Raw genomic sequence first — 26,813 nt, forward strand, 5'->3', positions numbered from 1 at the left:
TCGTGGCTAATCTGACACCCGAACTTGAAGCCGAAAGAAAAAGAATCTGCCAGATTGCGAAAGATGCAGGCCTTGATTTCTTTGAGACGATCTTTGAGCTGATCACCTACGATCAGATCAATCAGTTCGCCGCTTACGGTGGATTCCCGGTGCGCTATCCGCACTGGAAGTTCGGGATGGAATACGAGCACCTTTCCAAGAGCTATGAATACGGCCTTTCCAAAATCTATGAAATGGTGATCAACACCGACCCGTGTTATGCGTACCTGATGGAAGGTAACGCCATGATGGACCAGAAGCTGGTCATGGCCCACGTGTACGGTCACTGTGATTTTTTTAAGAACAACATCTGGTTTTCCAAAACCAACCGCAAGATGATGGATCAGATGGCGAATCACGCCACGCGCATCCGCCGCTACATGGACCGTCATGGTCAGGATGTGGTGGAAAACTTCATCGACGTGTGTTTGTCCCTGGAAAACCTGATCGATCGTTATAGTCCTTATGTGGAAAAGTCTGTGGTAAAGCCGCAGAATCCGCCACCGGCGCAGGAACCAAACTATTTGCTGCGCGTGGATCGCTCTTACATGCGCGACTATATCAACCCGCCTTCTTTCGTTGAAGAGCAGCGCCGCAAGGCCGATGCTGAAGCTCAGGCCAAAGCGCAGCGCTTCCCGGCGGAACCGGAAAAAGACATTCTTAATTTCTTCATTCATTATGCTCCGTTGACCGATTGGCAGCAGGATGTGCTTTCGATCATCCGTGATGAGGCTTATTATTTCTCGCCTCAGGGTATGACGAAAACTATGAATGAAGGCTGGGCATCTTACTGGCACTCGAAACTGATGACGACCAAGATTTTGGATGATTCTGAAATCATCGACTTTGCCGATCACCATGCCGGCACGATGGCGATGGCTCCGAACGGGTACAATCCTTACAAGGTCGGCATCGAACTTATGCGCGATATTGAAGACCGTTGGAACAAGGGTCAGTTCGGCCGCGAATGGGAAGAGTGCGATGACGTGCGCGAGCGCAAGCACTGGGACAAGAAATTGGGTCTGGGCCGCGACAAGATCTTCGAAGTCAGAAAGGTCTGCAATGATGTGACGTTCATTGATCAGTTCCTGACGGAAGACTTCTGCGTGCGCAACAAAATGTTTGTGTACAAGTTCAATAAGAAAACCCAGAAGTTCGAGGTCGACACCAAGGACTTCAAGGCGATCAAAGCCCAATTGTTGTTCCATATGACGAACTTCGGTCAGCCGATCATTCGCATTGAGGACGCCAACTTTGAAAATCGCGGGGAATTGCTTTTGACCCATCTGCACGAAGGCATCGACATGCAGCCGGATTTCATGAGCGAAACCCTGAAAAACGTTTTCAAACTTTGGAAGCGCCCGGTGAATATCGCGACCGTGATGGATGAAACTCCGCAGCTTTTTAGATTCGATGGAAAAGAGTATACTCAGCACAAGTTGGGTGAAGAGCCCAGCCCTAATCCATCCAATCAAGAGAGCTCAGGTTCGTGAAAAATACTCGCTTAGTTTTTAGTACTGATCCCCGTGACAACGTAACATGTCCGAATTGTAAGGAATTGAAATCTGAATGCCGCTGTCGTCCCGAGGACACGGTGCAAGAAGGACAATTCACAGTAGTGTTCCGCTTGGAAAAAGGGGGACGCGGTGGAAAGACGGTCACGGTTCTTGATGGATTCCCTCGTAATGAAGAGTACTTAAAGACTTTGGCCAAAGAATTTAAAGCCAAATGCGGCGTCGGTGGAACCCACATCCTGGGCGACAAGGCCGGAATGATCGAGATCCAGGGTGACAAAAGAGACCAACTGAAGAAGATTCTGGAAGCGAAGAAGATCAAGTTTAAAGGCATGTAAAACTGGACCCTGTGCAGCTTGCACTTTACATGTGTAGGGCTCATGCTTTTAAATATGAACATGTTTACGACTTCCACTCCTTTAAGGGGAACGGACTTGGCTGCAAAAAAAATCGTGATTGTAGATGACTATGAAGAAAGCTGTAAGCTCCTGGCAGAGATTCTCAGCTCCACGTATGAGTGTTCCTACACGTCTGACAGCACCTCTGCGTTCCGCCTGATCAATGAAAAACGCCCGGATCTGATTCTGCTGGATTATAAAATGCCAGGCGTGATGGGTGTGGATGTGTGCCGTATGGTTCGCGAAAGCGATTCCACGAAAAACACGCCGATCATCTTCGTTTCCGGTGCGGCGACGATTGATGAAAGAATCAAAGCGTTTGAAACTGGCGCTGATGATTTCATTTCCAAGCCTTTCCACGTGAAAGAGCTGATTTTGCGAATCAAAGCTCGCCTTTCTGAAAAAGAGCCGGAAGCGGCCTCTGAACTGAATGCGGCGAATTTGAAAATGAACCTTCTTTCCCGTCAGGTGTTTGTCGATGGTGAAGAAGTGAATCTGACGCCAAAACAGTTCGATATTCTGAAGCTGCTGGTGGCGGGGAAAAACAACCTGGTCACTCGTGAAAAATGTCTTTCAGAAATCTGGGGGGACACGGAAGTGACCTCCCGAAATGTGGATTCACAGATCAACTATCTGAAACGTAAAATTCACAAGTTCAACGGTCGCATTGTGGCGGTTCCTTCGTTGGGCTATCGCCTGGAAGCCCAGGAATAATTCTAAAGATTCTTGCCCTCGGGGTTTTCTGGGTCCACACTTAAAGTATGGACGCAGCAAAACCCTTGCTGATTGGTCTTTCTCCTCGTCTGTTGTACAAAACTCCGGACGGGTTTGAGATCAAAAGCAAATCCATTCAGTACCTTGAGCAGAATCTTGCTCACTTGATCGCAAAGCACGGCGGGTTGGTCTTTATGGTTCCTTCTTTGGAATCGTCGGGCTTGCTGGAAAAAGACGATCTGAACGTTCACCAATATGCGGAAATTCTGGATGGTTTGGTCCTTCAGGGCGGCGTGGATATCTGTCCAACCTTGTATGGTGAAGAACCCATCGAAGTCATGGCCAATCATAAGACCGATCCGATTCGTGATCGCTATGAGCTAAAACTGCTAAAAGCCTTCGCGACTCGCAATAAACCCGTACTGGGTATCTGTCGTGGCTTTCAGTTGATGAATGTCTTTAAGGGCGGAACTTTGTTCCAAGATCTGCCAACGCAGCTTCCCAGCAATTTGGCGCACTTTAAATCCGAACTTTATGAAAAGCTCACGCACCGGGTGGAAATCACTCCGGGCGGAATGCTTCAACAGATGTACACGGCGGGTGGGGAGATTGTCTCGATCCACCATCAGGGTGTTAAAAAACTGGGGAATGGTTTGCAAGTCGAAGCGACATCCGAAGACGGTTTGGTGGAGGCGTTTAGCTCCACGCAAGACGGTTTCTTTGTGGGCGTTCAGTGGCACCCGGAATTCCACATCGACGAGGAAGAAAGATTCCTGTCATCAGAACCACTGGTGAAGAAGTTCCTGGAGGCCTGCAAGGGCCCCCTGGTGAAACCTTCGGAAAATATCCTGGGTCTTTAAATAAAACTAAAACTTAGTCCTTGTTGCGCAGACGGCTCCAGAAGCTGCGCTTCTTTGGTGCATGCTCGCTTTTACCAGCGGACTTGCCTTCACTTTTATGAGAAGGCTTGTGAGCTGGTTTAGCGTGCGCAGGTTTTGAATGAGCTTTGTGAGAAGCTGCGCCTTCAGATTTACTCTCTGATTTAGCGTGGGGCTTGCTGCCGCCACCGTGGGCAGGCTTATTACCGCCGTGAGGTTTGCCTCCAGCTTTCTTTCCGCCGCCGTGGCCGCCTTGAGGGGCACCACCGCCGCCACCTTGACGACGTTGACCACCGCCACGGTTTTTAGCTTTGTTTTGCAGGCGCTGGCCTTCAAGGATGGCTTTGGCTTTACCCACAGTCATCACCGGAGCATTGGCAATTTCAGTGGAATGGAACGGATGATCTTCAACCACGTTCACTTTGGTGCGTGTGGTTTTCTCAATCGCAAACAGGAAGGATCTTTCTTCCGCGGTACAGAAAGAAATGGAAACACCAGCAGCGCCTGCGCGCGCAGTTCTTCCGATACGGTGAACGTAAGATTCTGGAATGTGCGGAAGTTCAAGGTTGATCACGTGAGTGATGCCGTCGATATCAATACCGCGGGCCGCGATGTCCGTCGCAACAAGCACGCGCACATCACCGTTTTTGAATTCTTCCAGCGCACGCTGACGCTGGTTCTGGGATTTGTCACCGTGAATGCCGGCAGCGGTAACGCCCGCTTTGGTCAAACGATCCACCACGCGGTTCGCGCCGTATTTCATCTGAACAAACACCAGCACTTTGGACAAAGCTTCATCCTTCAGAATGTGCAGTAATAGATCCAGCTTCTGTGGCTTATCGACGAACATCACATGTTGCTCAACTTTTTCGGCCGTGGAGGAAACCGGAGTCACCTCCACTTTCTTCGGATTCACCAGAATACGGTTGGCCAAAGTCTGAATCTCGTGCGGCATAGTTGCAGAGAAGAACAGGTTGTGACGCTTTTGTGGAAGCAGCGGCAGGATTTTTTTAATATCCTGCATGAAGCCCATATCCAGCATGCGATCGGCTTCATCCAAAACAAAGATTTCCACGCGATCCAGTTTCAGATGTTTTTGTCCGTGCAGATCCATCAGACGACCCGGTGTCGCCACCAGAATGTCCACGCCACCTTGCAGGGCGCGCACTTGCGGGTTTTGTCCCACGCCACCAAAGATCACGGTGTGCTTCATGTTCAGGTGTTTGCTGTAAGCTTCGATGTTTTCGTGAATCTGAATCGCCAGTTCACGCGTCGGAGTCAGAATCAGGCAGCGCGGGGATTTGGGTTCGATCTTGCGCGTGTGTTTGGAAAGGTTTTGCAGGATAGGCAATGAAAACGCCGCGGTTTTCCCGGTGCCGGTCTGGGCGATGCCCAATAGATCGTGCCCTTCAAGAATAACAGGAATTGCTGCCAACTGAATTGGGGTTGGAGTTTCGTATCCTGCTTCTTTAAGTGAAAATTGAAGAGGGGCAATCAAAGGAAGGTCAGTAAATTTAGTCGTCGTCATGTGACGGACTTTCTACAGGTCAGGGGGAGGTCTGTAAACCTCTATCTTCCTTAAGGTTTTTTAGCAGTTCTGGCGGCAACCTTTTGCGCGGTTTTGAGTAGTTTTTGCACGGCCCAGAGGATGTCTTTGTTGTATCCAAACACCTTGGCGGCGTCTTTGGCAGAGACCCAGTCAACGCCCTGGTGATAAGAGGCATCTTCAATTTTGCCCGGCGGGACCCATTTTTGATCCAAAACACCGACATAAAACACTGTACGGCAGGCGTGAACTTTGCCGTCCCAAGGAAAATTATAAACTCGCTCAAAGGCGGAATCTTGCAGAATGCGGATCTTGTAGCCGGTTTCTTCCAGGCATTCGCGGGCCGCGGTGGCGGCCGGGGTTTCGCCTTTTTCAACGGCGCCACCTGGCAGGAAGAAATAAGGCACTTGCGCGGTCGGATCCACGGCGTGGAATCCCAGAACTTTTCCTTCGTGCAGAACCACGACGCTGGCCCGGTCGCGGAAAACCTTTTGTGCTTTTTCAGATTTTTTTTCATCACGGCGGCCTTTGAAAAAGCCCTGCAAAAGTTCACTGCAGTCGTCTTCAAGAATGCCGGCGCTGACTTCGACCTGATGATTCAGGCGAGAATCATTCAGGATGTGATAAAGACTTTCAACCGCTCCGGCTTTGGCGTCTTTGGCTCCATAAACCACTCGTGAAATGCGCGATTGTTGAATGGCGCCGGCGCACATCACACAAGGCTCTAAAGTCACATACAAAGTGCAGTCACTTAAACGCCAGCTGCCGCGCTTTTGTGAGGCCTTATGCAAAGCCAAAAGCTCGGCGTGTCCCAGGGGGGATTGCTGGCGTTCACGGGTGTTGATCGCGTAAGAGATCATCCCCTCAGGTCCCACAACGATGGCGGCAACGGGCACTTCGTCACGCTCGGCTGCTTTTTTTGCCAGCGCGACAGCTTTGCGCATCCATTTTTCGTCGTGGGCAGGGGTGTTCACTATTTGCTTTCCTCAGCGAAACGCTCACGCAGTTTCACAGGCTCAGCCGGTTTCTTGCGACGCATGCGAATGTTCAGCATTTCCACACCGACAGAGAATGCCATGGCGAAGTAAACATAACCTTTTGGAATGTGAACTTCCAAAGCTTCCACGATCAAAGTGAAGCCGATCATCAGCAGGAAACTCAATGCCAGAATCTTAAGTGACGGATGAGAATCCACGAAGTTGCTGATGGATTTCGCCGACACGATCATCACCGCGGCGGAAATCACAACGGCTGCGATCATCACGGAAATCTCATTTACCATGCCCACTGCTGTGATGACGGAATCCAGAGAAAAAACGATATCCAGCAAAAGAATCTGGATAATCACGGCATTGAAAGAATGTGCGACTGGATTGGACTGGGAACCCTCAACACCTTCCAGCTTGTGATTGATCTCCATGGTGGCTTTCACAATCAGGAACAGACCGCCCAGAAGCAGGATCAGATCGCGGCCCGAAATTTCCTGACCAAACACTTCAAACAGCGGCGCTGTCAGGCCGATGATCCATGACAAAGAGAACAGCAGGATCACGCGTGTGATCACGGCAAGACTCAGGCCGGCGATGCGGGCTTTGTCCTGCTGCTCTTTCGGAAGTTTTCCGGCAAGGATAGAGATAAAGATGACGTTGTCGATGCCCAGAACCAGTTCAAGGGCAAACAGAGTGAAGAACGCGATCCAGATTTGGGGATTCGCAAGCATTTCCATCATAAAGGGGAACTCCTATTGTTGTTCCCCTTATTTATAAATTACTTCAAAGGTGTTGGGTACTTCAGATCGCGGTTCAGGAAGTCCTGCATCCAGAATTTTTTAGCAAACAAGCCGTCCCACTTGGTTTTCAGGTTGTGGGTGGCAAATGGGGTTTGGATTTCATACTCAAAGTCCGCATGCTGGGACATCACATAAAAGGTCAAACTTTCGGCAAAGTCCTCCCATGGGCTGACGGCCGCATAGGTGGTGACAAAGTCGGTCGGTGCCAGTTGATGATAGAATTCTTCCATGTCGGCGATGCCAAGGCGTTCTTTGCAGTCATAAAAGCACAACTTTGACCACAAAGGGAACAACTGGGATTCTTTGGGTTTGGCGGGTGATTGCCAGCTCAGGGCGGACCATGAATTTGGTGCAGGAACCATCTTCAAAAAATCATCCGGGTTGTTGGTGGGATCACAGGTTTCCCCGGCCGGGCAGACATAGTCATTGGCTTTGTTGGAAAAGTCCAGAATGTGGCCGATTTCGTGAACGATCACATAGTGCAAAGCTGACAGGGAATTCGGCAGTACGATGCTGGAACGAGGCCCCTCTGGCAGATGCACAAACGGAGGCGGCGTCAGTCCAAAAGCCTTCTGTTCTTTCCACCCGATCACCGAAGTGGCGTCGTAGTTTTGCTCTAACAAAGCTCTGCGAAGTCCCATGAAGGAACCCTTTGGCTGGCTATTGGAATCCCAGGTAAGAACCCCGGCGTATCCCAAAACTTCGGTGTCGTTTTCGATGAAGATCACCTGCATCGAGCAGAAGGTTTGTTGAAGTTTTGCCGGGATCACATCATAGATACGCTCCAATGCTGGAGCCATGGTTTCACTGCCGGGTTGGCAGCGGCGGGATTCTTTTGGATCCTGAATCGGATTCACAATGCAGGCGATTTCCTTCAGGCGGGCGCGGCAGTCGGTGGGTGCGGCCTGCTGGGAAAAGGCGGTAGCTGCCTTCGAAAAGCGCAGTTCATCGGGTTTAAGGACATAGAACGCTTCCCAAGCATAGGCTTGGCTGGTTCCGACGAACAACAGTGATATCAGATAGATAAGTGCTTTCATAGGGTCCCCTCTGTTGCATTTGTCCCATCCGATTTTGGCCTGTTCAATAAAAAAGCACCGACTTGAGAATAATATACCGCGTCAGGACCCCAGAACTTGCCCCTTTTGTGCTGCTTTGTTATACACTCTTTCTCTCAAATTCATAATCCACACGGGAAGGAAGGTGATTGTCGTGGCAATGGTTAAGATCAAAGACGGTGAGTCTTTTGAATCTGCGTTCAGAAAATTCAAAAAGTCTTGCGAAAAAGCAGGTATTCTTTCTGAAGTTAAAAAACGCGAAAACTTTGAAAAACCTTCTGTAAGACTTAAAAAGAAGTCTATCGCCGCTCGTAAGCGCGCTGTAAAAAAATCCAGAAAAGGTTGGAACGACTAGTTCCCTTTTTGAAAGTTTGTTTTTTCAAGAGGCGACCACTGGTCGCCTCTGTTTTATGACCGAATCCCATCTTAAGTCCTTTTGGAGGCACTATGGAAATCAGAGACAAAATCTCCGCTGACGTTAAAGCTGCCATGATCGCAAAAGAATCCGCTAAATTGGGAGCTCTTCGCATGCTCCAGGCTGCGATCAAAAACCGTGAAATCGACATGAGACCGGAACCCATCACTGCTGATGAAGTGATGAACGTGGTTAAAAAGCTGGTAAAACAGCGTAAAGAATCCATCGAACAATTCCAGACTGCAGGTCGTACAGACCTTGTTGATCAGGAAACCGCGGAACTGAAAGTTCTGGAAGTTTATCTGCCAGCACAAATGGGCCGTGACCAAATCGAAGCTCTTGTTACCGAAGTAATTGCAGCATTGGGTGCTAAAACCGTGAAGGACATGGGTCCTGTGATGAAAGAAGTCATCGCGAAATCCGGCGGCGCCGCAGACAACAAAGTAGTGAGCGAAGTTATCAAGTCCAAGCTTTCTTAATTTGTTGGAGAGGCATGCGATTTTCACAAGACTTTATCGAGAAGGTGTCCGAGGCCAATAACCTCGTCGACATCATCTCACAATATACTCAGTTGAAACCTAGTGGTAGCGGCCTTATGGGCCGCTGTCCGTTTCCTGATCACGCTGAAAAAACGGCGTCTTTCTCCGTTTCTGAAACCAAACAGGTCTATCACTGTTTCGGTTGTCACAAGAGTGGCAACCTGTTTTCGTTTTTGCGCGACTATCAAGGGATGAGTTTCCCTGAGGCAGTGGAATACCTTGCCGGTCGTGCCAGCATCCCGATGCCAGCTCCGGACAAGGAAGATGCGCAACGTGATCAGGCCAGCGATAAAAAGAAGTTGTTGTTAAAAGTAAATAAGCTCGCGGCTGATTATTTTTCAGAGCAACTTAAGCGTGTTCCAAATGACCACCCGGTGAAGAAATACATCGCCAGTCGTGGTCTGTCCCAGGAAGTGATCGAAGCTTTCGGTGTGGGTTATGCCGTGCCTGAATGGGACGGCCTGGAACGATACCTGCTTAGCAAGAATGTGCCGATGGCGCTGGCGGAAGAAGCCCGCCTGGTGAAGGCCCGCAACAACAAGTCCGGACACTTTGATATCTTCCGTGACCGCTTGATGTTCCCGATTCTTTCCGCGATGGGTGAACCGATCGCTTTCGGTGGCCGTTATTTAGAGAAAAAAGAAACTGAACCCAAGTATCTGAACTCTCCAGAGACTCCGGTCTTTGTGAAGGGGAAGGTATTGTACGGATTGTCGCAGACAGCCCGTTACATCCGCAGCGACGATCTGGCCCTTATCGTTGAAGGATACATGGATCTGGTGTCCCTGTATCAAGCCGGCATTCGCAATGTCGTGGCGACGATGGGAACCGCGCTGACGCCGGACCACGGGAAAATGCTTAAGCGCATGACCAAAAACGTGGTGGCCCTGTTTGACGGGGACAATGCCGGGATGGAAGCTGCCGAGCGCAGCTTGCCGATCCTGCTGGCAGCGGATCTGTATCCCAAGGGGCTGACGCTGCCGAATGGAATGGATCCGGACGATTATGTGAAGAAATACGGATCTGAGGCCCTGAAAATTGAACTGGATCGCGCTCCGGATCTGTTTGTGATGATTTTGGCCCGTTGGATGGAAGGTTATCGCGGTGACGCCTCTGAAAAGGTGAAGCTGGCGGATAAGTTGAAGCCCTTGTTTGAGTCCATCCCGGATCTGCGTTTAAGAGACCTGTACTTGGCAGAGGCGGCCCAGAAAATGAACGTAGGGCTTCCTTGGCTGCGTCAGGCTGTGGGAATACAAGGCAGCGGCCCTGTAAATTCACAAAATCGCCCTGCGATGACTAGGACGGTGCAGCCAAACCCGAATATGGGCTCGGCTAACCAGAAACCCCCGCAAGAGGTGTCCTCTAGTGTAGAGGGAGGCAAAATCAGTCTGCAGGGTGCCTCTAAAGCAGAGCTGATGCTGTTGGGATTGGTACTCAAAAGTCGTGCCAATTTCGATCAATTTGTGAATGAAAATCTGCTCGAGAGTGTGGCCCATGAAGGAGTGAAAAAGATCCTCGAAAAAGCCACGGATGTGTATAGACAAGATCTCGGTAAATTTGATAAATTGACCAGTCTGCTTGTCTCTTACGTCGATCAGCCTGAATATTTATTCCAAGTGAGCCCAGCGAATGAGGGCGATCCAGGGTACGACGAAGAGGCAGAAATGAAACTCCTGCGCGATTGCTTTAAGCGCGTAAAAGAAAATTTCCTGCGCGATCAAGCAAAGCGCTTAGCACGTGATCTTAAAAACGAACCTAGTTCGGATAAGTTGGAACAGATTATGAATATTCAGAGAAACCGAATCTCTCTGAATAAAGGGTAAAAGGCGGGTATTTGATGAAACCGAACCTACCAAACAAACAAGAGAAAGAGCCTGTGAAGGTTCTTTCTTTGCAGGAACAGGAAACTCTGATTAAAGAAGAAATCCAGAGATTCCTGAAGCTTGCAAAGGAGAAGGGTGCGCTGACCATTGAGGAAATCAATGAGCTCCTTCCCCCTGAAATTCTAGCTCCATCTGTGCTGGACTCGTTCATGCAGGGCCTTGAGGCCGGTGGTGTAGTAATTTCAGACTTGTCTGAAAGTTCGAAAGAGGAAGAGGGCGAAGGCTCCTTCCTGGAAAACGTCGATTCTGAAGACGAAGAAATTGATGATGAAGAAAAAGCCGAAAGTGAAGACGTTAAGGGCAATGACCCGGTACGCCTTTACCTGCGCAAAATGGGAAGCGTTTCCCTTCTGACCCGTGAAGGGGAAGTGGAAATTGCCCGTCGTATTGAAAAAGGGGAGCGCGAGATCGTTCGTGCGATCCTTTTGTCCCCTCTGGGTACCTACGAGATCATCCAGCTTGGTAAGCGCCTTGATGAAGGCCGTATCAAAGTTAAATCGATCTTCCGTGGTCTTGAGGACGAGGACACTCAGTACGATGAAAAGGAATACATCGATAAGATCCATGAGCTTATCGGTCGTGTGACTGAATACCAGAAAGCGGCGGAAAAGCTGTTCCTGACTCTTCGTAAAGAAGAGACGAACACTCCGGCTCGTCAGGCTGCCATGAAAGAGCTTGTTGTCATGAATGACAAGTTGATGGCGAACTTCGAGTCCGTGAATTTCAACCGTAAAACTATCAACCGCGTTGTGATCAAGTTCAAAAACCTGGTGAACCGTATCGGAACTCTTCGTCGTCGTATCAAAGACGGTGTTGAACGCACGTTCTCCAAAGACGTTGCAGCGATGGCTGAACGTATGAAACTGATCGATGCGAATGAAAAAGAACTGACCCGTATGACCCGCGATACTGGTTTGAACTATCAGAAGTTCAAATCCTACGTATTGCAGGCTCAGGAAGCGGAAAAGCGTATCAGCCGTTTGGATTCAGAAACTGAAATGAATCACAACTGGGTGAAAGAAACCTACACGGCCATCTGGAAAGGTGAGCGTGAAGCTGATGCCGCGAAATCCGAGTTGGTTGAAGCCAATCTTCGTCTGGTTGTATCCATCGCGAAGAAGTACACCAACCGCGGTCTGCAATTCCTGGATCTGATCCAGGAAGGTAACATCGGTTTGATGAAAGCCGTGGATAAGTTCGAATACCGTCGTGGTTACAAATTCTCGACTTATGCGACTTGGTGGATCCGTCAGGCGATCACTCGTGCTATTGCCGATCAGGCGCGCACGATCCGTATCCCTGTGCACATGATCGAAACCATCAACAAACTTGTTCGTACATCCCGTTACCTGATCCAGGAACTTGGCCGTGAGCCGACCCCGGAAGAAATCGCGGATAAAATGGACATGCCAGTTGATAAGGTTCGCAAGGTTCTGAAAATTGCGAAAGAACCTATCTCTCTGGAAACTCCAGTGGGTGAAGAGGAAGATTCACACCTGGGCGACTTTATCGAGGACAAAAAGGTTATCAATCCTGCAGAAGCGATTGTGAATCTGAACCTTGCTGAACAAACCCGCCGTGTGCTGTCGACTTTGACTCCAAGAGAAGAAAAAGTCCTGCGCATGCGTTTCGGTATCGGGGAAGAATCCGACCATACTTTGGAAGAAGTGGGTCAGGACTTCAACGTAACCCGTGAGCGTATCCGTCAGATCGAGGCGAAAGCTCTAAGAAAGCTTCGTCATCCTTCTCGCAGCAACAAACTAAAAGCGTTTGTTGATTCCTAGGGGCCCGCGGCCGCAGTGCCGTCAGGCTGAAGCAGCTCTTACTTCAAAGGCTCCCTTCGGGGAGCCTTTTTTCGTTTAGGCTAATGCACTGTGGTTTTGCCAAGCCTTTTTTAGTTTGATAGGCTCTCTTCATTCCAGATCGTGGGGGGCTAGCTTAGTTGGTTAAAGCACGGTGCTCATAACACTGGGATCGGGGGTTCAAGTCCCTCGCCCCCTACCATTTTAAACCGCTGCAAAGGCGGTTTTTGTATTTCTAAGAGTTCGTAAGTAAAAACAAATAATTAAGACAGAAATCGCGATAGGTCAGAAATTTTAAATATCATTCGAAATCACTCGAAATAACCACATTTGCAGTCTGTTTGTAGCTTGTGGACGCTACAGGTTTTCAAAACGCTACGGCTGAGATTTTTGATTTTTGAAGTAGTCCAAAAAGTATCTCGAGAACTCCATGTTTAGCTCTCGAATCCATTTTGGTGAGGACTTCTCCTCAATGAGGTCTGTAAACCTGGTATCAAAGTAGTTTTCTTGAAAATGAAAGACGCCGTTACGGTACCGTTTTAGATATTTCAGGTTCTCTTCATTTTTTAATAATTCGTCTATCTTGGGGTCGGAAATTTTTAAATTCTGCCAGCCTTCTACAACTACAAAAAGCTCTCCATACCAAAATGACATATACATGATGTACTCTAGATGCTCGATGCTCTCTGTGTTGAGAACGTCTTGCCTTTTAGATTTGAGCAATTGTTCGCAGTGGACTCGCATCCTATCTGCCCAAATAAAATATCTATGTAGGCTCATCATTTTTTCTGAAACGGACATAATTAGTTAGACCGCCTTTGTCTTAGCCAAAGAATTTATAAGAAAGAGCTTTTACCAGCGAGTCCTCAGTCGGTCCCATAATGTATGAGTCCGTGATGCCCTTACCTGTGAGATAATGCATGACCTTTTGTCGTTCTCGCCTTGGGATGCTGAACTTCAATGTTACGTCCTGTGCCTTATCATTCTTGGTGAGTACAAGTTCGTGCTGAGCGAAACTTTGAATGGATCCTGCTTTGGTAAGGCAAACCGTATATTCACTTTTTTGATTTTCATGGCGAGGGTGTATATCCAGAGTATTACCAATACTTAGAATCCTGGGACTCGAAGAGTTCACAATTTTTCCCCAGTTTAAGTACTCTAACAAAACATAGATAGAAACAAAGTCGCTATCAGATTGATCTCTAAAAGCAAAAAATGCCGCTATGTCATGAGATTGCGACCAATCCAATAATGGTGATGGAAAACTATGATGGCGTAAATAGGCAAGTGCCGGAATATATTTGTGAATATTTTCAGGCGTAAGAATTAAGTCAAAATCAGCAATATCGCCTAGGTCATGAAATATCGGAGCGGAAGGAAAGCTCTGACAAATTTCCCTACAGGCCATTTTAGCTATTGATAAATATTCTACTATTGGCGTCTCTGATCTACCACTGGCTCTATTCAATGTTGAGTCGAGCGACCAATTTGAGTTGGCATGACCCCTAAAAAGCGGTGGAGATACATATGTAGATCCTTGCTCCTCTTTTAAGGATTGAAGAGTTGTGCTCAGTCTATCCATTTCTTGCTGGAAATCTTCCCAGGAATTAACTTCATTAAACGTTTCAAAAGGTATTTCGATAGTTTTTTTAAATCTCTCCATGGAGGCTAAGCTGCTTCTTCCAGCTCACATTCAAAGAGTGGTTTTCCATCAGAGACCCGTTTCCAGTCGGTACGTCCGTTAGTTTGACCACCTCTCACAACGGCTGCCGCTGCTGATGGAGATTTAAACTCCATGTCCTGAGTTGTTTCCAGGAAGTTTGGATTTTGAGAGGGTCTAACAGCCTTTGAATTTGTTATTTGTTGCCACAATCCAAAGTAGCTGTGACTTTTGAAGCTGTCTCTTGCGCTTTTCCGTATCGGCGAGCCAGCCTTGAGAACAAATGATCCATCGGTAACGTGCATCAGCGCCTTCTGGTTTTCGCCATCATCAGAAAGATCTTTTGGGAGGGTTAGATAGTATGTTGGGGCATCTCCCGTGTATTGTATCGGATCATCCATGCGTTTTTCCGTCAGAAACAATCCGAATCCTAAAGTCTCAAGTACAAATATCATATTTGCCAAAAATTCTTCCATCGCGCAGACATCAGGCTCAGGAAGCTTAGATCCAGATGGCATATCTTCGTTCATTACTTTCAGCGACGAGACGGAAAGTTTCGCCAAGCGTACGAGTCTCTCTTCCAAGTATCTGACATGTGCCTTAGTTAAATCACGACTGACAAATACTATGAAATTTTCCCACCAGTCTTTTTTCGCGTGCTGAATAATTCGCTTAGAAGAAGAGTCGGTTTCTCCGATGTAAATTTTTGTGAGGTCTGAGTCCTCGTCGTCATGTAGTAGCAAATAAATACCAGTTTCCTCTAATTCAGAGATATCTCTCATTTGCTTCAAGTGACTTCTATTTCCCATAAACGCTTTGCCAGTCCAATTTACGATTTCAATGCTCTTGAGGGATCTGGCATTAAGTCCGCGAACATAAATTTTTAAAGTTTTGCCGATTATATTCATTAAGTTTTGATCGGTAATTTCACGTCTTTTTGGAGTACTGAAAACATAGACATTGGTAAAGAACGTCTAGTTAAAGCTGTTCAGAATTAAACAAATTTCTTATTTCAGGACCTATTTTAGACTTGAATCCCGTTACTTAAGGAGGGCATTAAACAGATAAGAAATCCACGTACTTACGCGTGGAGTAAACATGGAAAAAAATAAAGTTAATAAAGCCCAGGGAATGTACCCAACACCAATATCTCTCGTCAAAAAAAGCGTGCATCTATCTTTCTCCAAGTCAGATTTAAAAAAAGACTACTATCTGATCGAGCCTGGTGCCGGTACGGGAAATTATGTTATTGGCTATTGGGAGTGTGCTTTTGCTGCTTTAGATAAGCGTAGTATGGAAAGGCTAGTTGCCAACACAATCTGTTTCGAAAATCATAAAGAAACTTTCGGCATCCTTAAGTCTGAAACTGAAAAATGGCTTAGGTCTAAGAATATCGCTAGTCGTCCTAGTCTGATAAAAGACAACTTTCTGCTTTCAGCAGGCAAGCACATTAAAACGAACAAACCAATTTTTGTAATTGGGAATCCTGCTTGGGATGAATACACGACAAGAAAACATGACGAGACAAATATTACTGAAATTAAAGAAATAAGAAATGAACGCAATAAAGAGCACGAGTACTTTCGTAGTCTAGGGCACAAGAATGTTTATCAGTCATTTCTTCACGTCATTTTCTCACTTTCTTCCGCTGAGCTTACTTTGTCATTTGTGCTTCCAAGACAATTTCTTGGGGATAAATCAAGTTCGGAATTACGTAAAGAAATGCTGAGCAGTGGAGTCGTCAAGATTAACTCGTTCAAAAACAAGGACAATCCTGAATACGAATTTGAGTGTGTCGATAAGAATTTCGAAATTATCCTCCTGACTTATAAACGTACTTCACACAGAAAATCAGAAAACCTTTTTGTATGCAGAGGTCTTGAGAGAACTTATTTTTCGATTTCTGCTATCGGAGAGGATGCTACTATTCCTTGCCCAAGTTCAAATGAAGAAATTGAGTTAAACGCTGACTTACTATCAAGGCATTCTCTTGAAGAGTGGGCTGATCGTTATGGGGTAGAGATCTCCATGGGGAAAGTAAAACACTACGAAGCGGGATATAACAAAGCTTTGTCAGGAAAGACCATTTCTCCCTATGATGTTCATTCTGGAAAGACATTAAAGTTGGTACTTAATAAAATTCTTCCCAACTCTAATAGAAAAATCAAAGCTGCATTGGTTTCAAGCAATAAAGATGTCAATGAGTCGTTGGTTGAGATCAGTTGTCCGAACCAAGAAGTTCTTCATTATCTCTATTTGATGCTAAACTCTAAAGCAATTGACTCGGCATTAAGAAGTCTTGTCAGTAATATCAACCTAAACATTTTCAGATTGCTTTCGCTGCCAATTCCAGCTCCAGACGAAGTAGCGCTTAGACAATCTCGGAAATTGGTTGATCGGATTCTCAAAGACTCAATCGATCCAAACCGCGGAAGCCAAGAAATGTCTGAAAAGGTATTTGGCGTGCGTGCTAGCAAGCTAAAAATGCTTGAGGGGATCTACTTCGATCACGCTTACGGAAAAGATTTAGAGAAAGCAGCTTAAGAATGGCCAAAAAGAAAAAGAAAGATTACCAGATTTCTAATGAGGCACATCTCTTTGGGATGGCTCTTGCCTTCTTAAAGGAAAATAATGGAATTTCAAGATCAGAATTTCCGGGGAAATTTATTTCTTATTTGGAAGCAAATAAATTTTTGCTTCCAGATGACCTAAAGCTTCGGGGAGACCTAGGGCTGTCCAGAGAAACCGAAAAAGCAATTGAAGTGAATGTTCGTAATCTCTACTCAAGCCATACAACCCTTTTTAAAACTGGGCAAGTTGTCGAAAAAGGTGGAGCTTTCTATCTTGCGGCTGTGGCGGCAGGAGCGACGAAGAAAAATGAGTCATTTTCTGTGCGAAATTCCGACATGGAAAACGTAATCTATTATGGTCCTCCAGGGACGGGTAAGACCTATCTCGCAAAACGTCAGAATCCTGGTGCAGAGCCAACTTTAATTCAGTTTCACTCTTCTTACACTTATGAGCATTTCATACAGGGAGAGCGGCTTGTCTCAATCGGTGATCATCGAACTACTCAGATTGTCGATGGTCCACTAATGATTTGCTATCGACGGGCAACTGACACGCCAGTCAGAACCAAAGTTTGTGGACGAATACATGAGGAAAGGAAAGATGAAACAGAGATCATTTTTCCTACCGGATTACTTTCTAGATATGGGATCAACGATCCAGAAGATTTATTGGTGTCCTTCGATCCTGGCGATGAAGATGGTTTTTTGGAACCTTTTGAGCTACTCGGTGCCTCCGCAAAATTCAATAAAGAGTCTCTGCCTAAGAATTTGATCTCCAAGAATGGAGATTTAATTGAAGTCGAGTTTAAATCGGCCTCGTGGGTGAATAAGAGCCCCCAACTTCTAATCGTCGATGAAATTAATAGAGCTGATGCCTCAAGAGTATTCGGTGAACTAATGACTGCGCTGGCAGATATTGATGATGATGGAAACTCACAACCAATTGCACTTCAATATAGTGGTGAAAAGTTTCGTTGGCCAGATAATCTAAGAATGATCGGAACGATGAATAGCGCTGATAGATCTATTGGTGAAATTGATCAGGCGATGAAAAGAAGATTTAAAATTATTGAATGTCCTCCTCGTCCGGATCTTCTAAAGACTGAGGAAATAAGAAAAATTCGTCGTGCGATTGATGAGATTTCTCATGAGGTAGACCTCGCAAAGCTTAAGAAGAATGTAAAATCAGACATTAAAATCGATAAAGCGACTTGTGATAGCATCATTGATTTCTATAATAAGATTTGCGATTCCTTTGTCGGAAATCCTGAGTACCTCATTCCCTTGCCAAGCATGTCCCTTATGGCGCTTCACGACGTCTTAGATCTTCACAAAGACTCAATATTCGCTGTCGAGCGAAAGAAGATAGGCCATAGTTTTCATATGGAAGTATCTCAGTCCATTGCAGAAAAAATTGTGACGGCTATACATCAGGGAGAAATAAGCGAAAAGTTAATGAACGAAGATTTTGCGAAGTCTCTTAGGGCTTACTACGAAGAGTTTGTATCGCAGGAAATCAAGCCACAGGTTGCGTCAATTTGTTTGGAAAATGATCTTACAATCAAAGAAATTATTAAGTCGTGGTCACAGCGTGAAAAAGAAAGCTTGAAGTCATATTTGGGAAAATCCGTAAGTGATAAAGCAGCTAAAGTCTAAACTTAGTCAAAGTGCGCTGGAGCATGAATATGCTGGGATAGACCAAGACGGTGTTTATCTGCCAAAGTCGCTCAAGATGCTGTCTGGTGAAGATCTGAGAACGGCATTGCGTGGTGTTCAGTGCGCCTGGCAGAGGACTACGATGGGTAAAGGCATTTACTCAACCGACTCTGTAACCACCGATGCGTGCACTCATAAAGAATTTCTGGAGTTCCTAGTTTTGGTTTGGTTACGCCGATTCAATTTTGTGTTAGCACAGCACTTAAATCCTATTTTTGTCAGAGTAAGCAAGTCTCAAAATTTTTGTCTTGGATATGTTGATTATTCAAAGTTCGAAATTGAGAGCGAACTCGGGCAGACAGCATTCAATTGCGTATACAGTGAACTTACTTTTGATCGCGCGGAGTTTAGAGTAATCAAAGATGGCTATGTCCAATTTGTTAATCATTTAATCGCGCTAGGCCTCAATACGAAGTCGATTGTGCGAGAATGTACGAATGGACTTCAAATTGTGAAAGACATTCCGAAGTCATCTGATCCGATTTCAAATGCGCATAATGTTCGTCTAAGATCTGGGATAGATATTATGAAGAACCCCAGTTCTATCGAGCTACCAGTTAAGATGATGAGCCTCACAGAAGTGATCGATTTTTTTTCTCACTATCTGATGTATGGAATTAAAGGTGTTTCTAAGGACAAGTTTCGCTTCAAAGGCCTGCTTTTTAATCTGAACTACTTGCTTGAAATAGTTTTGCGGTGCTCTCTTCGTTCGCTTTATTCAGACTATTCGTTGCAAACTGAAGTTTTTAAAGATGATGAAATTAATGAGATACAAGTCATTCGGAATGGACAAGTTGTCAGATATAGAAACATGCGTCCCGACTGTCAGGGCGTTTTCTCTGAATTTCATCCGTCAGTTCCTAAGAAGTTGGCAAAGGATTTTAAAAACTCAATTTATCTCTTCGATGCTAAACACAAAGTACTAGTGAAAGATCAGCAGGTAGAGGATACAAAAAGGAACGATTTATATCAGATTGTTTCTTATGCTCGAACACACAATAACAGATTAAGTCTCCAGTCATTTTACGGTTTAGTTTGTCTGGATGAGGTAACCGGTATTGTTCCTTACGGAGATATCCTTCAAGGGAGATATATTAGATTTGGATCGGACTCTAATGCTCTCACGAACAAAATAATTTACGATGAAAACGAATTTGATATATTTCAGATTCCAATTAATTTCGCTCAACTCTTATTTGATGTCGGATCGGTGGCAACAAATGAGGAAGTTGATAAAATATTTTTTTTATTTGGAGTTGAGTTGTTATCTTCTATTCAAGAAACAAAAACTGCTCTGAGGTCTGCAGCTTAATAGAGTTTGTATAAACGATGCCTCGTCTTTTAGAAACGGGTATTGACTGCTTAAGTGGATATATTTTTGAAATAGTCCATCCCCATTTATTTTTTTTCTTATCCCACTTCCAATCAGATTTCCGATCTACCAAATGTCGATTTGAGTCCTTATAAAATGCAGCCTCACTTGTGTATTCAAAACAGGAGTCGAAAATGACTACAGCAATCGCACGCGCTGAGAAATTTCCCACACTACCTGGCGTCTCAATAAGCCACATTGGAATATTGAGATACTTTTTGGGGATGGGGTAAAATCTTGTTTCTACAGTTTTATTTCCAAGCCTTATTTCTTGAGAAATTGGATACTGTATATTTAATCCTGGAAGAGTTATTTCCTTTTTCATTTATAGACTAGGACCATCCCCAAGAGGTCGGTGTAAACTTTCTTCGGAAACTGGAAGCTGCGACTTATGAGCGGTAAATTTTAAGCGAGTCTCGAATGGTATATCTCGACTGTTGGTATGAAATGCCGGAACTCTATCTTTGATATTGCAGCAATCTTTTTTGTTTGACCAAAGATCCTGGTCTTTCCAAAAATGATTTTCTCCGTTGCCAATATAACATGTGGTAAACTGCACATTGCTTTGCTGGCATCTTTTTTTGATCTGTTCATAATAATAACGAATTTCGTTGTCGCTAAAGTGAAAATCACGTTTAGATTTTCGCACCTCATCCGTATAGAAGTTTCGTAGCCCAAATCCTGTAGCCTTTTCCAATTGAGTTAGCGAGTAGGTACTAAATCTTCCAAACCCTGCCAAGATCGACTTCACACCTGATGCGGCCATTTCATCGACCATATCGAAAGAGAAATAGTCAAATTTTGGAGTTTCATCTGTTTTTTGGAAGTTCGCATCCGTAAAGTACCCATCTGGATGGATTGGGAAAACTGGATTTATTCGGATAGTCGTCCAGTATCCAGCCTCGCTAATTTTTTTAATGGCAGCGAGACGTCTTTTGGCAGAGGGCGCACCAGGCTCAATCTTTTTATTCATTTCATCATTGGTGGATGAAATGCTGAACTGGATTGATGTTAGTTTCGGATCAATCAAGGACATATATTCATCTGTTGCTACTAAGTCTGAGCGCGTGAAGATTACATATGGATAGTTATAATGTTTTAGGATCTTTAGAAGATGCTGAGTTACTTTATACTTTTGATCCATCCACATGAATGAGTCACTCATAGAGCCAATTCGGAGAGGAATCCTTTTTTCTAGTATTGGTCGCCATTTTGAAGTTTTGTCGGTTTCAAATACTGTGTAGAAGACATTGTGAATTTCGTTAATATTTAAAGGTACTGGAAAGGGGTTGTTCCAGTAACCATGTACAGTCAATTGCGCTTTGGCATAACAGTAAACGCAGTTATGAACGCATCCTCTTCCGTACGTGTCGATTTCGAATGCGTACAGGCATTGTTGGCAAGTCGCGTGTGAATTGACGACTTTGAATGGAGTTTTAAAAAGAATGCCACCACGAATATCGACTTTTTTGCTTCTAATCTCTAAGTCTTTTATAGGCGTCCAATCGTAAGTGTCTTTGAACGATGATTTAGCAATTAATTTGCTTTCCTCGTCTTGAAGGTCATCAGTAATTGGAGTGTCCGATACAAAATCACCCGTGATTTTTAATCCTCTATGCAGATCGAGATTAATCAGCGAAGCCCCTTTGGATGGGTTGTTGTTTAGGTCGGCGACTGTAAGATCATTGTTGTCCATAAATCTCCTCTTTTTGGCTCTTCGGCTTTGCAACTGATTTCAGCTTTAGCGAAGGGTTCTCGATAAAAGACAAAATCGCGTGCCTTGCCAGCGATGAAAAATCGAAAAAGGAGTTCTGTTTTAGGAACTCCTGAATCAACTTCTCTTCATTTTCGGAAAAACGGATTGCTCTTGTCTTGGCCATGTGACGCCGTATAACAACTGCCTTAATGATGGGCAATTCGTTTGATGGTGTTTTACAAATTTATACGGATCAGGGCTAATGACCAATAGCGTCATACCTGAGGCTCAATCTAAGCCTATCTATAATGCCCCATTTTGAGGGTGTAAGTTACCTGCTAAACGCAAAAGGGAAAAAATGTGGGGCAAGCTCAAAGTCAATTTCAGCCCGCTTTTCAATCTTAGAGTATCCATACATAGCCAGGTCACACGTGCCTAGGGCCATTAGTGGCAGGTTACCGTGGAAGCTGGCTGTTGCGATTTTAATCGTACCTTTGATTAGAACTCTATTTGAGCTTTCTAAAAATGAGGCACGATCTTTTATGAAGCGATGAGCGCTCACCCCAGTATCAATCATTGCGATACCTGAAGCCAAAAAATCGCCGATGTTCAGACTCCCGAGATTTTGCGCAATTTTGGGGGAGATAAGGTTTTTGGTAACCGCTGTTTGGACACCAGGAAGTGGGATGCCGTTTGTCGTTAAAGAGTCTTTGCCGACTTCTCTAGCGAATCTAAATCCAAAGCGCCCCCACAAATCGGAGTCAACAATACTATGGCCACCGTATAGACGATGGAAACCGCCGTGCTTAAGTATGCCGCCATTCATGGTGTCCATAGTCTGGCTAACAGCGTTTGCGGTAAAACGAATGCCCTTCGTTAATTCGGTAACGCCTTCTGAAGCCGAACTTCCCATGCAGAGCGCGTAGCTTTTGCATTTCTTCAAATAAATTTTCATAGCATCTAATGCCACTTTGTTGGGCACAATGCCAATCATATTTGTTCGAGGGCTTCGAAATTTGTTTATACATTTGCATAAAATCGTATGTACAATCGTATGTAATGAACACACAAAAAGAATCTCAGATATTGGCAGCAATTAGAAAATCAGAACCTAAAAAGAAAAGGGTAACTTTCTTTATATCTGCAAACGCCAAATCAGGTTTGGCTGCGTGGTGTGGAAAACACGGTGTTACTGAAAGTTCTGCCATAGAGGAAATGATACGGTCTACGGTTCCTGAAAAGTTCTTTAAGCAGGAGGATTAGTGGCAAGACATCCCAAAGACACCACTCCAAAGCTCACAGATCAATTGATCGAAACCATCGCGCAAGCGATTCGTGTCGGTTCCTACGTAGAAACGGCAGTTGCCCTTGCGGGAGTATCAAAAGACTCGTTCTATCGTTGGCTTCGTCAGGCAGAAAGCGACGATTCGACACTTCTGACAGTAAAATTATCGGACGCAGTAAAAAAGGCGTTAGCTGAATCAGAAAAGCGTGATCTGGATGTGATCGATAAAGCAGCGCAAGAGGGCGAATGGACGGCTGCTGCCTGGAGACTTGAAAGAAAATTTCCCAACAAATGGGGACGCCAATCAAAGGTTCAACTCGAACATACTGGAATGGATGGCGGGCCAATTGAAATTCAGTCGATGACTGAGGATGAAATGGAGACGCGCATTGAAAAGCTCTTACAGAAACGAACTGTCCTTATCGAGGACTGAAAAAATTGAACTTCTAAAGCTTTTGGAAAATGAAAGTTACGAGCTGGCCGAGAAAAGCCTCTCTCGCTTCGTCATGGACGCTTGGGACGTGCTTGAGCCCAAGAACGCATATTTGCATAACTGGCATATTGGATTGATCACAGAGCATCTAGAGGCCGTAAGCAATGGCGATGAAAAGCGTCTGATCATTAATATTCCACCCCGTTACATGAAAAGCCTTTGCGTAAGTGTGATGTGGCCTGTCTGGTCTTGGATTGCACGTCCAGAGAACCGTTGGATTTTTGCCAGTTACTCTCAATCTCTCGCAACGAAACATTCAGTTGATCGCCGTCATTTGATTCAATCGCCCTATTTTCAGAATCGGTGGGGGAAGTTATTTTCTCTAACTGACGATCAGAATCTTAAAACTGAGTTTTTGAACACACGACGTGGTCACATGATTGCAACTTCTGTCGGCGGTACGGCAACGGGCAAGGGTGGCGACATAATTGTGGTTGATGATCCTCACAATCCTTTAGAAGCAAGTTCGGATGTCTTAAGGCAGAAAGCTATCGACTTCTTTGATCAGACCCTGACGACTCGTTTGGATAATAAAAAGAATGGGGCCATCGTCGTCGTTATGCAACGGCTGCACGAAAATGATTTGACGGGACATCTTTTAGAGCAAGGCGATTGGACGCACCTCTGCGTTCCAGCTTTGGCGGAGTCTCGAACAATCTATAATTTTCCTGTTTCGGGAAAAGTGAAGATTTGCAATGAAGGCGAAATTCTATTTCCCAAGCGTGAGGACACTGCAGAGATCGACCGACAGAAGCGAGCTTTGGGCAGCATTGCGTTCGCAGCTCAGTATCAACAGCAGCCAACTCCTAGCGAGGGGGCAATAATTCAGAAATCATGGTTCAGATATTATTCTGAGCTACCCATCAAGTTCGACGAAATAATTCAGTCTTGGGATATGAGTTTTAAAGACTCTGAAAATTCAGACTACGTTGTTGGTCAAGTATGGGGTCGTGTTGGCGCGAACAAATATCTTCTAGATCAAACTCGGAAAAGAATGGCGTTTCCCGATACTGTTCGTGCGTTTAAAGCAATTACGGAAAAGTGGCCGCGAGCCTTTCGAAAACTTGTAGAGGACAAAGCAAATGGATCTGCGATCATATCGACTTTGAAGGATAGCATTCCAGGAATTATCGCGATAAATCCGACAGAGTCAAAATTAGCGCGGCTCTCGGCAGTCTGCCCGCAAATTGAAGCTGGAAATGTATTCTTACCTGATCCCAATCTAAACCCGTTGGTAAGTGATCTGATTGATGAGGCACTTCGATTTCCGCGTGGGAAACATGATGATCAAGTCGATGCGATGACCATGGCGCTGAACGATTTTCAGAGCCGTCATAAGGCAATTACGTTTTTGGATAAAATCACAAAATTTTAATCGGCAGTTAGGTTTTCGATATGAGGCTTCAAAGCCTCGTGAAGTCTAATCATGGCGTCAATCATCTGCTCTTGAAGTCTGGCCCTGCTTTGAGGATTGTTAAAAGGATCGCCATCAATCGATATTCTAATTCGCGACGACCTGGCGCTTTCCATTCGTTCCCACTCAATTGGTCCGCCAAACACTCGTTCAATTTCGGCTTGGTGTTTCCGAATTTGATCGAACATTTTCTTGTTCTTCGCTCCGCCTTCTTGCTTGTCTTTGTCGATGACAAGTTCAGCGGTGCCTCTTTTGCGAGTGACAGTATAAGCAAAGTAAATTCCGCTCTGTCCGGCTCCCATGTTGATATAATGAAATCGCACTGGGGAGATTGTGCTAAAAAGTTTCGTCTTACCTTTGCTTTTCTCAAGTAGCTCAGACCAAAAAGAATATCGATCCAGGTGATTTGCGGCCCACTCCTTCTTTTTCTCGCCCACCTCTTTGATTTTTTGATTTGGCATAGCTAGGACAGTAAAAATAGGTGCGAACGGTGAGTCGCCAATTTTAGCGGCTTCGACTCGGACTAAATAGAAGCCTACATCTGTTGAGGATGCTTCATTCAGCCACTCAATGACCTTTTGATGTTCTGGGCGTGGTTCAGTTGTGATCCAAATTGCCTTCTTTGCATCGAGATTCACAAGATAAGTCAAAAGCTGTCCAAGATGATTGTGATTTGTCTTTTCAAGTTGGTTCTCTATGACTACGGCTCCGCCTTCATCATCTTCACAAACCAAATCGATGCTGAAATCGCCAACTTTTTGCTCTCGCGCTGTAACGGATAATTCAAAGCCTAACCGTTCGGTTAAGGCGTCAATATGCAGTTCAAGCCAGCGGGTGAAATTATGTGCTTCGTGTTTGAATGCCTGGCGTACAGGTACGATCTCGAGTTTTGCAACTTCTCTTAACTTGCTCATGATCTACTTTTAACTCGACGGAACTTTACTTCGAAGATGCCGCCAATCCATTCATCACCAAGCAAGGAACTGAGTTCGGTATGCTTTTTGGATTCTTCATCAGATCCACTTCCAAACATGAGATTGTCCAAGGTAACTCCAAGAGCATCGGCCACCCTTTTAACTTGTCGGACGTCACGGGGATTACTTCCCGCAAGCCATCCCGAAAGAGATTGCTTGGGTACGCTTGCTTTTCGCGCTAACTGAGCTGCGCTTAAGTCATGAGTGTCTAGATAAAATCTAAGCTGCTTTTTCAAATTCATTGAATTTACAATCGGCATTTTAATTCGAGTGTTTGATGTTAAGTCCGGCTTCTTCATTGTTAATCCTCATTGCCGGACGATTTGTCCTTTTCGTCGGACTTCTGAGTGCCCACTATTCGTTCGTTTGTGGGGCATTCAGATTCCGAATTTTGTCGGTTGAAATCATTGGGTTTTTTGACCGATGTTTCAGAGGGGTTTTTGGGGCACGCCTTGAGTACGCGCCAGATCGTCCCCTTAGATACTCCTGTGCGCTTTTGAATTTCTCTTTGGGAACAGCCTTCCTGATCTAACGAGAGAATCACATCGGAGTCGATGGTTCGGGGGCGTCCCAATGTCTTTCCCTTAGCCTTTGCATGCTGAAGCCCTAAAAGCGTTCTTTCTCGGACCAGGGCCTTTTCAAATTCGGCGAGGCTACCCAGAACTTGGACAAACAACCTTCCGCTTGGAGTGGTGTAGTCGATATTGTCAGTGACGGCGACGAACTCAATTCCAAGTGCTGAAAAGTCATCCAATGCTGTCACTAGATGTTTTAGAGAGCGAAATAGGCGATCCATTTTGAGGACGACTATGGCGTCGATTTCACGGCATTTAGCCAACTCCATGAGTCGCTTAAGGCCAGGACGTTTATCGTTTCCTCCGGTATATCCGTGATCGATGATCTCATGCTCAATTTTCCATTCACGCGAACGACAGAAACGTCGAAGTGTCGAAAGTTGAACTTCGGGATTCTGGTCGTGGTGCGATGTGGATACTCGAGCGTAGATGGCGGCATTTTTCATATTCGATGCATGGTATCAGTAATGCTGCAATATGTCAATA

27 protein-coding genes and 1 tRNA gene are annotated in these 26,813 nt (G+C 45.4%); 15 read left to right on the forward strand and 13 right to left on the reverse strand.

Annotation, left to right across the window (positions count from 1 at the left end; genetic code table 11):
• Positions 1-2 precede the first annotated feature (2 nt).
• The 4 genes from BDT_RS01065 to BDT_RS01080 all read left to right on the forward strand — a co-directional run bounded on the left by BDT_RS01065 (position 3) and on the right by BDT_RS01080 (position 3,525).
• A complete protein-coding gene (locus tag BDT_RS01065; protein ID WP_015089411.1) occupies positions 3-1,532 on the forward strand; it encodes a SpoVR family protein in 1,530 nt (509 codons plus the stop codon).
• Between the two features lie 125 nt (positions 1,533-1,657).
• Entirely contained in the window at positions 1,658-1,891 is a 234-nt protein-coding gene (locus BDT_RS19025) for a translation initiation factor (RefSeq protein ID WP_015089412.1), read from the forward strand.
• Between the two features lie 96 nt (positions 1,892-1,987).
• The gene (locus BDT_RS01075; RefSeq protein ID WP_232468861.1) at positions 1,988-2,665 is read left to right on the forward strand and encodes a response regulator transcription factor; all 678 of its coding nucleotides are present in this window, start codon (positions 1,988-1,990) and stop codon (positions 2,663-2,665) included.
• A 47-nt stretch (positions 2,666-2,712) separates the two neighbouring features.
• Entirely contained in the window at positions 2,713-3,525 is an 813-nt protein-coding gene (locus BDT_RS01080; RefSeq protein WP_015089414.1) for a gamma-glutamyl-gamma-aminobutyrate hydrolase family protein, read from the forward strand.
• Between the two features lie 13 nt (positions 3,526-3,538).
• Here the strand turns inward: BDT_RS01080 and BDT_RS01085 are convergent, their stop codons facing one another.
• From BDT_RS01085 to BDT_RS01100, 4 genes are read right to left on the reverse strand one after another with little or no spacing between them, the layout of a single operon-like run.
• Positions 3,539-5,071, reverse strand: a complete 1,533-nt coding sequence (locus BDT_RS01085) for a DEAD/DEAH box helicase (RefSeq protein ID WP_041576778.1) — start codon at positions 5,069-5,071, stop codon at positions 3,539-3,541.
• Positions 5,072-5,121: 50 nt separating this feature from the next.
• Positions 5,122-6,063 carry a tRNA adenosine(34) deaminase TadA gene (gene tadA, locus BDT_RS01090; RefSeq protein WP_015089416.1) on the reverse strand — a complete coding sequence of 314 codons (942 nt, stop codon included), beginning with the start codon at positions 6,061-6,063 and terminating at the stop codon, positions 5,122-5,124.
• A complete protein-coding gene (locus BDT_RS01095; RefSeq protein WP_041578205.1) occupies positions 6,063-6,815 on the reverse strand; it encodes a TerC family protein in 753 nt (250 codons plus the stop codon). The genes tadA and BDT_RS01095 overlap by 1 nt, the downstream gene beginning before the upstream one ends.
• Before the next feature lie 41 nt (positions 6,816-6,856).
• The gene (locus BDT_RS01100) at positions 6,857-7,915 is read right to left on the reverse strand and encodes a hypothetical protein (RefSeq protein ID WP_015089418.1); all 1,059 of its coding nucleotides are present in this window, start codon (positions 7,913-7,915) and stop codon (positions 6,857-6,859) included.
• Positions 7,916-8,093: 178 nt separating this feature from the next.
• Between BDT_RS01100 and rpsU the strand changes: the two genes are divergently transcribed.
• The 5 genes from rpsU (at position 8,094) to BDT_RS01125 (ending at position 12,774) form a co-directional block, all read left to right on the forward strand.
• Positions 8,094-8,288, forward strand: coding sequence for a 30S ribosomal protein S21 (gene rpsU, locus BDT_RS01105; RefSeq protein WP_038452062.1), 195 nt, complete (start codon positions 8,094-8,096; stop codon positions 8,286-8,288).
• Positions 8,289-8,380: 92 nt separating this feature from the next.
• A complete protein-coding gene (locus BDT_RS01110) occupies positions 8,381-8,827 on the forward strand; it encodes a GatB/YqeY domain-containing protein (protein WP_015089420.1) in 447 nt (148 codons plus the stop codon).
• Between the two features lie 14 nt (positions 8,828-8,841).
• A complete protein-coding gene (gene dnaG / locus BDT_RS01115) occupies positions 8,842-10,710 on the forward strand; it encodes a DNA primase (protein WP_041576779.1) in 1,869 nt (622 codons plus the stop codon).
• Positions 10,711-10,724: 14 nt separating this feature from the next.
• Positions 10,725-12,554, forward strand: coding sequence for an RNA polymerase sigma factor RpoD (gene rpoD, locus BDT_RS01120; RefSeq protein WP_015089422.1), 1,830 nt, complete (start codon positions 10,725-10,727; stop codon positions 12,552-12,554).
• Positions 12,555-12,697: 143 nt separating this feature from the next.
• A tRNA-Met gene (locus BDT_RS01125) sits at positions 12,698-12,774 on the forward strand.
• A gap of 173 nt (positions 12,775-12,947) precedes the next feature.
• Here BDT_RS01125 and BDT_RS01130 read toward each other — a convergent pair.
• The 3 genes from BDT_RS01130 to BDT_RS01140 are packed head-to-tail and all read right to left on the reverse strand — an operon-like array spanning position 12,948 to position 15,140.
• Positions 12,948-13,373, reverse strand: coding sequence for a hypothetical protein (locus BDT_RS01130; protein WP_148278653.1), 426 nt, complete (start codon positions 13,371-13,373; stop codon positions 12,948-12,950).
• Positions 13,374-13,395: 22 nt separating this feature from the next.
• A complete protein-coding gene (locus tag BDT_RS01135) occupies positions 13,396-14,235 on the reverse strand; it encodes an FRG domain-containing protein (protein ID WP_015089423.1) in 840 nt (279 codons plus the stop codon).
• Between the two features lie 5 nt (positions 14,236-14,240).
• Positions 14,241-15,140 (reverse strand): GIY-YIG nuclease family protein, encoded by a 900-nt coding sequence (locus BDT_RS01140; protein ID WP_015089424.1) that lies wholly within the window; start codon positions 15,138-15,140, stop codon positions 14,241-14,243.
• Positions 15,141-15,330: 190 nt separating this feature from the next.
• Between BDT_RS01140 and BDT_RS01145 the strand changes: the two genes are divergently transcribed.
• The 3 genes from BDT_RS01145 to BDT_RS01155 are packed head-to-tail and all read left to right on the forward strand — an operon-like array spanning position 15,331 to position 19,830.
• The gene (locus BDT_RS01145) at positions 15,331-16,776 is read left to right on the forward strand and encodes an Eco57I restriction-modification methylase domain-containing protein (RefSeq protein WP_015089425.1); all 1,446 of its coding nucleotides are present in this window, start codon (positions 15,331-15,333) and stop codon (positions 16,774-16,776) included.
• 2 nt (positions 16,777-16,778) lie between these two features.
• On the forward strand, positions 16,779-18,458 hold the full coding sequence (locus BDT_RS01150) for an AAA family ATPase (protein WP_015089426.1): 1,680 nt from the start codon (positions 16,779-16,781) through the stop codon (positions 18,456-18,458).
• Positions 18,436-19,830: a 5-methylcytosine restriction system specificity protein McrC gene (locus BDT_RS01155; RefSeq protein ID WP_015089427.1), complete on the forward strand. Its 1,395-nt coding sequence runs from the start codon at positions 18,436-18,438 to the stop codon at positions 19,828-19,830. The genes BDT_RS01150 and BDT_RS01155 overlap by 23 nt, the downstream gene beginning before the upstream one ends.
• Here the strand turns inward: BDT_RS01155 and BDT_RS01160 are convergent.
• The 3 genes from BDT_RS01160 to BDT_RS01175 all read right to left on the reverse strand — a co-directional run bounded on the left by BDT_RS01160 (position 19,790) and on the right by BDT_RS01175 (position 22,580).
• Positions 19,790-20,215: a hypothetical protein gene (locus BDT_RS01160; protein WP_041576781.1), complete on the reverse strand. Its 426-nt coding sequence runs from the start codon at positions 20,213-20,215 to the stop codon at positions 19,790-19,792. The genes BDT_RS01155 and BDT_RS01160 overlap by 41 nt on opposite strands.
• Positions 20,216-21,586: an SPL family radical SAM protein gene (locus tag BDT_RS01165; RefSeq protein ID WP_015089428.1), complete on the reverse strand. Its 1,371-nt coding sequence runs from the start codon at positions 21,584-21,586 to the stop codon at positions 20,216-20,218.
• A 331-nt stretch (positions 21,587-21,917) separates the two neighbouring features.
• Entirely contained in the window at positions 21,918-22,580 is a 663-nt protein-coding gene (locus tag BDT_RS01175) for a hypothetical protein (protein WP_041576786.1), read from the reverse strand.
• Between the two features lie 65 nt (positions 22,581-22,645).
• On the opposite strand from BDT_RS01175, the gene BDT_RS01180 reads away from it, so the two are divergent.
• From BDT_RS01180 to terL, 3 genes are read left to right on the forward strand one after another with little or no spacing between them, the layout of a single operon-like run.
• Positions 22,646-22,849: a RepB family protein gene (locus BDT_RS01180; protein WP_158320214.1), complete on the forward strand. Its 204-nt coding sequence runs from the start codon at positions 22,646-22,648 to the stop codon at positions 22,847-22,849.
• Positions 22,849-23,304: a hypothetical protein gene (locus tag BDT_RS01185; protein WP_015089430.1), complete on the forward strand. Its 456-nt coding sequence runs from the start codon at positions 22,849-22,851 to the stop codon at positions 23,302-23,304. The genes BDT_RS01180 and BDT_RS01185 overlap by 1 nt, the downstream gene beginning before the upstream one ends.
• A complete protein-coding gene (terL, locus tag BDT_RS01190; protein ID WP_015089431.1) occupies positions 23,261-24,739 on the forward strand; it encodes a phage terminase large subunit in 1,479 nt (492 codons plus the stop codon). Before BDT_RS01185 ends, terL begins: the two co-directional genes overlap by 44 nt.
• On the opposite strand, the gene BDT_RS01195 is transcribed toward terL, so the two are convergent.
• Genes BDT_RS01195 through BDT_RS01205 form a run of 3 tightly spaced genes read right to left on the reverse strand, consistent with a single transcriptional unit; the run spans position 24,736 to position 26,773 of the window.
• Positions 24,736-25,692, reverse strand: coding sequence for a DUF4268 domain-containing protein (locus BDT_RS01195; RefSeq protein ID WP_015089432.1), 957 nt, complete (start codon positions 25,690-25,692; stop codon positions 24,736-24,738). The two genes, terL and BDT_RS01195, sit on opposite strands and share 4 nt — an antisense overlap.
• Complete coding sequence (locus BDT_RS01200) at positions 25,689-26,051, reverse strand: helix-turn-helix transcriptional regulator (RefSeq protein ID WP_041576790.1); 363 nt, start codon at positions 26,049-26,051, stop codon at positions 25,689-25,691. Before BDT_RS01200 ends, BDT_RS01195 begins: the two co-directional genes overlap by 4 nt.
• 2 nt (positions 26,052-26,053) lie before the next feature.
• Complete coding sequence (locus BDT_RS01205) at positions 26,054-26,773, reverse strand: recombinase family protein (protein ID WP_015089434.1); 720 nt, start codon at positions 26,771-26,773, stop codon at positions 26,054-26,056.
• Positions 26,774-26,813 lie beyond the last annotated feature (40 nt).

Source organism: Bdellovibrio bacteriovorus str. Tiberius, assembly GCF_000317895.1.
In the GTDB taxonomy this organism is placed as follows: Bacteria; Bdellovibrionota; Bdellovibrionia; order Bdellovibrionales; family Bdellovibrionaceae; genus Bdellovibrio; species Bdellovibrio bacteriovorus_F.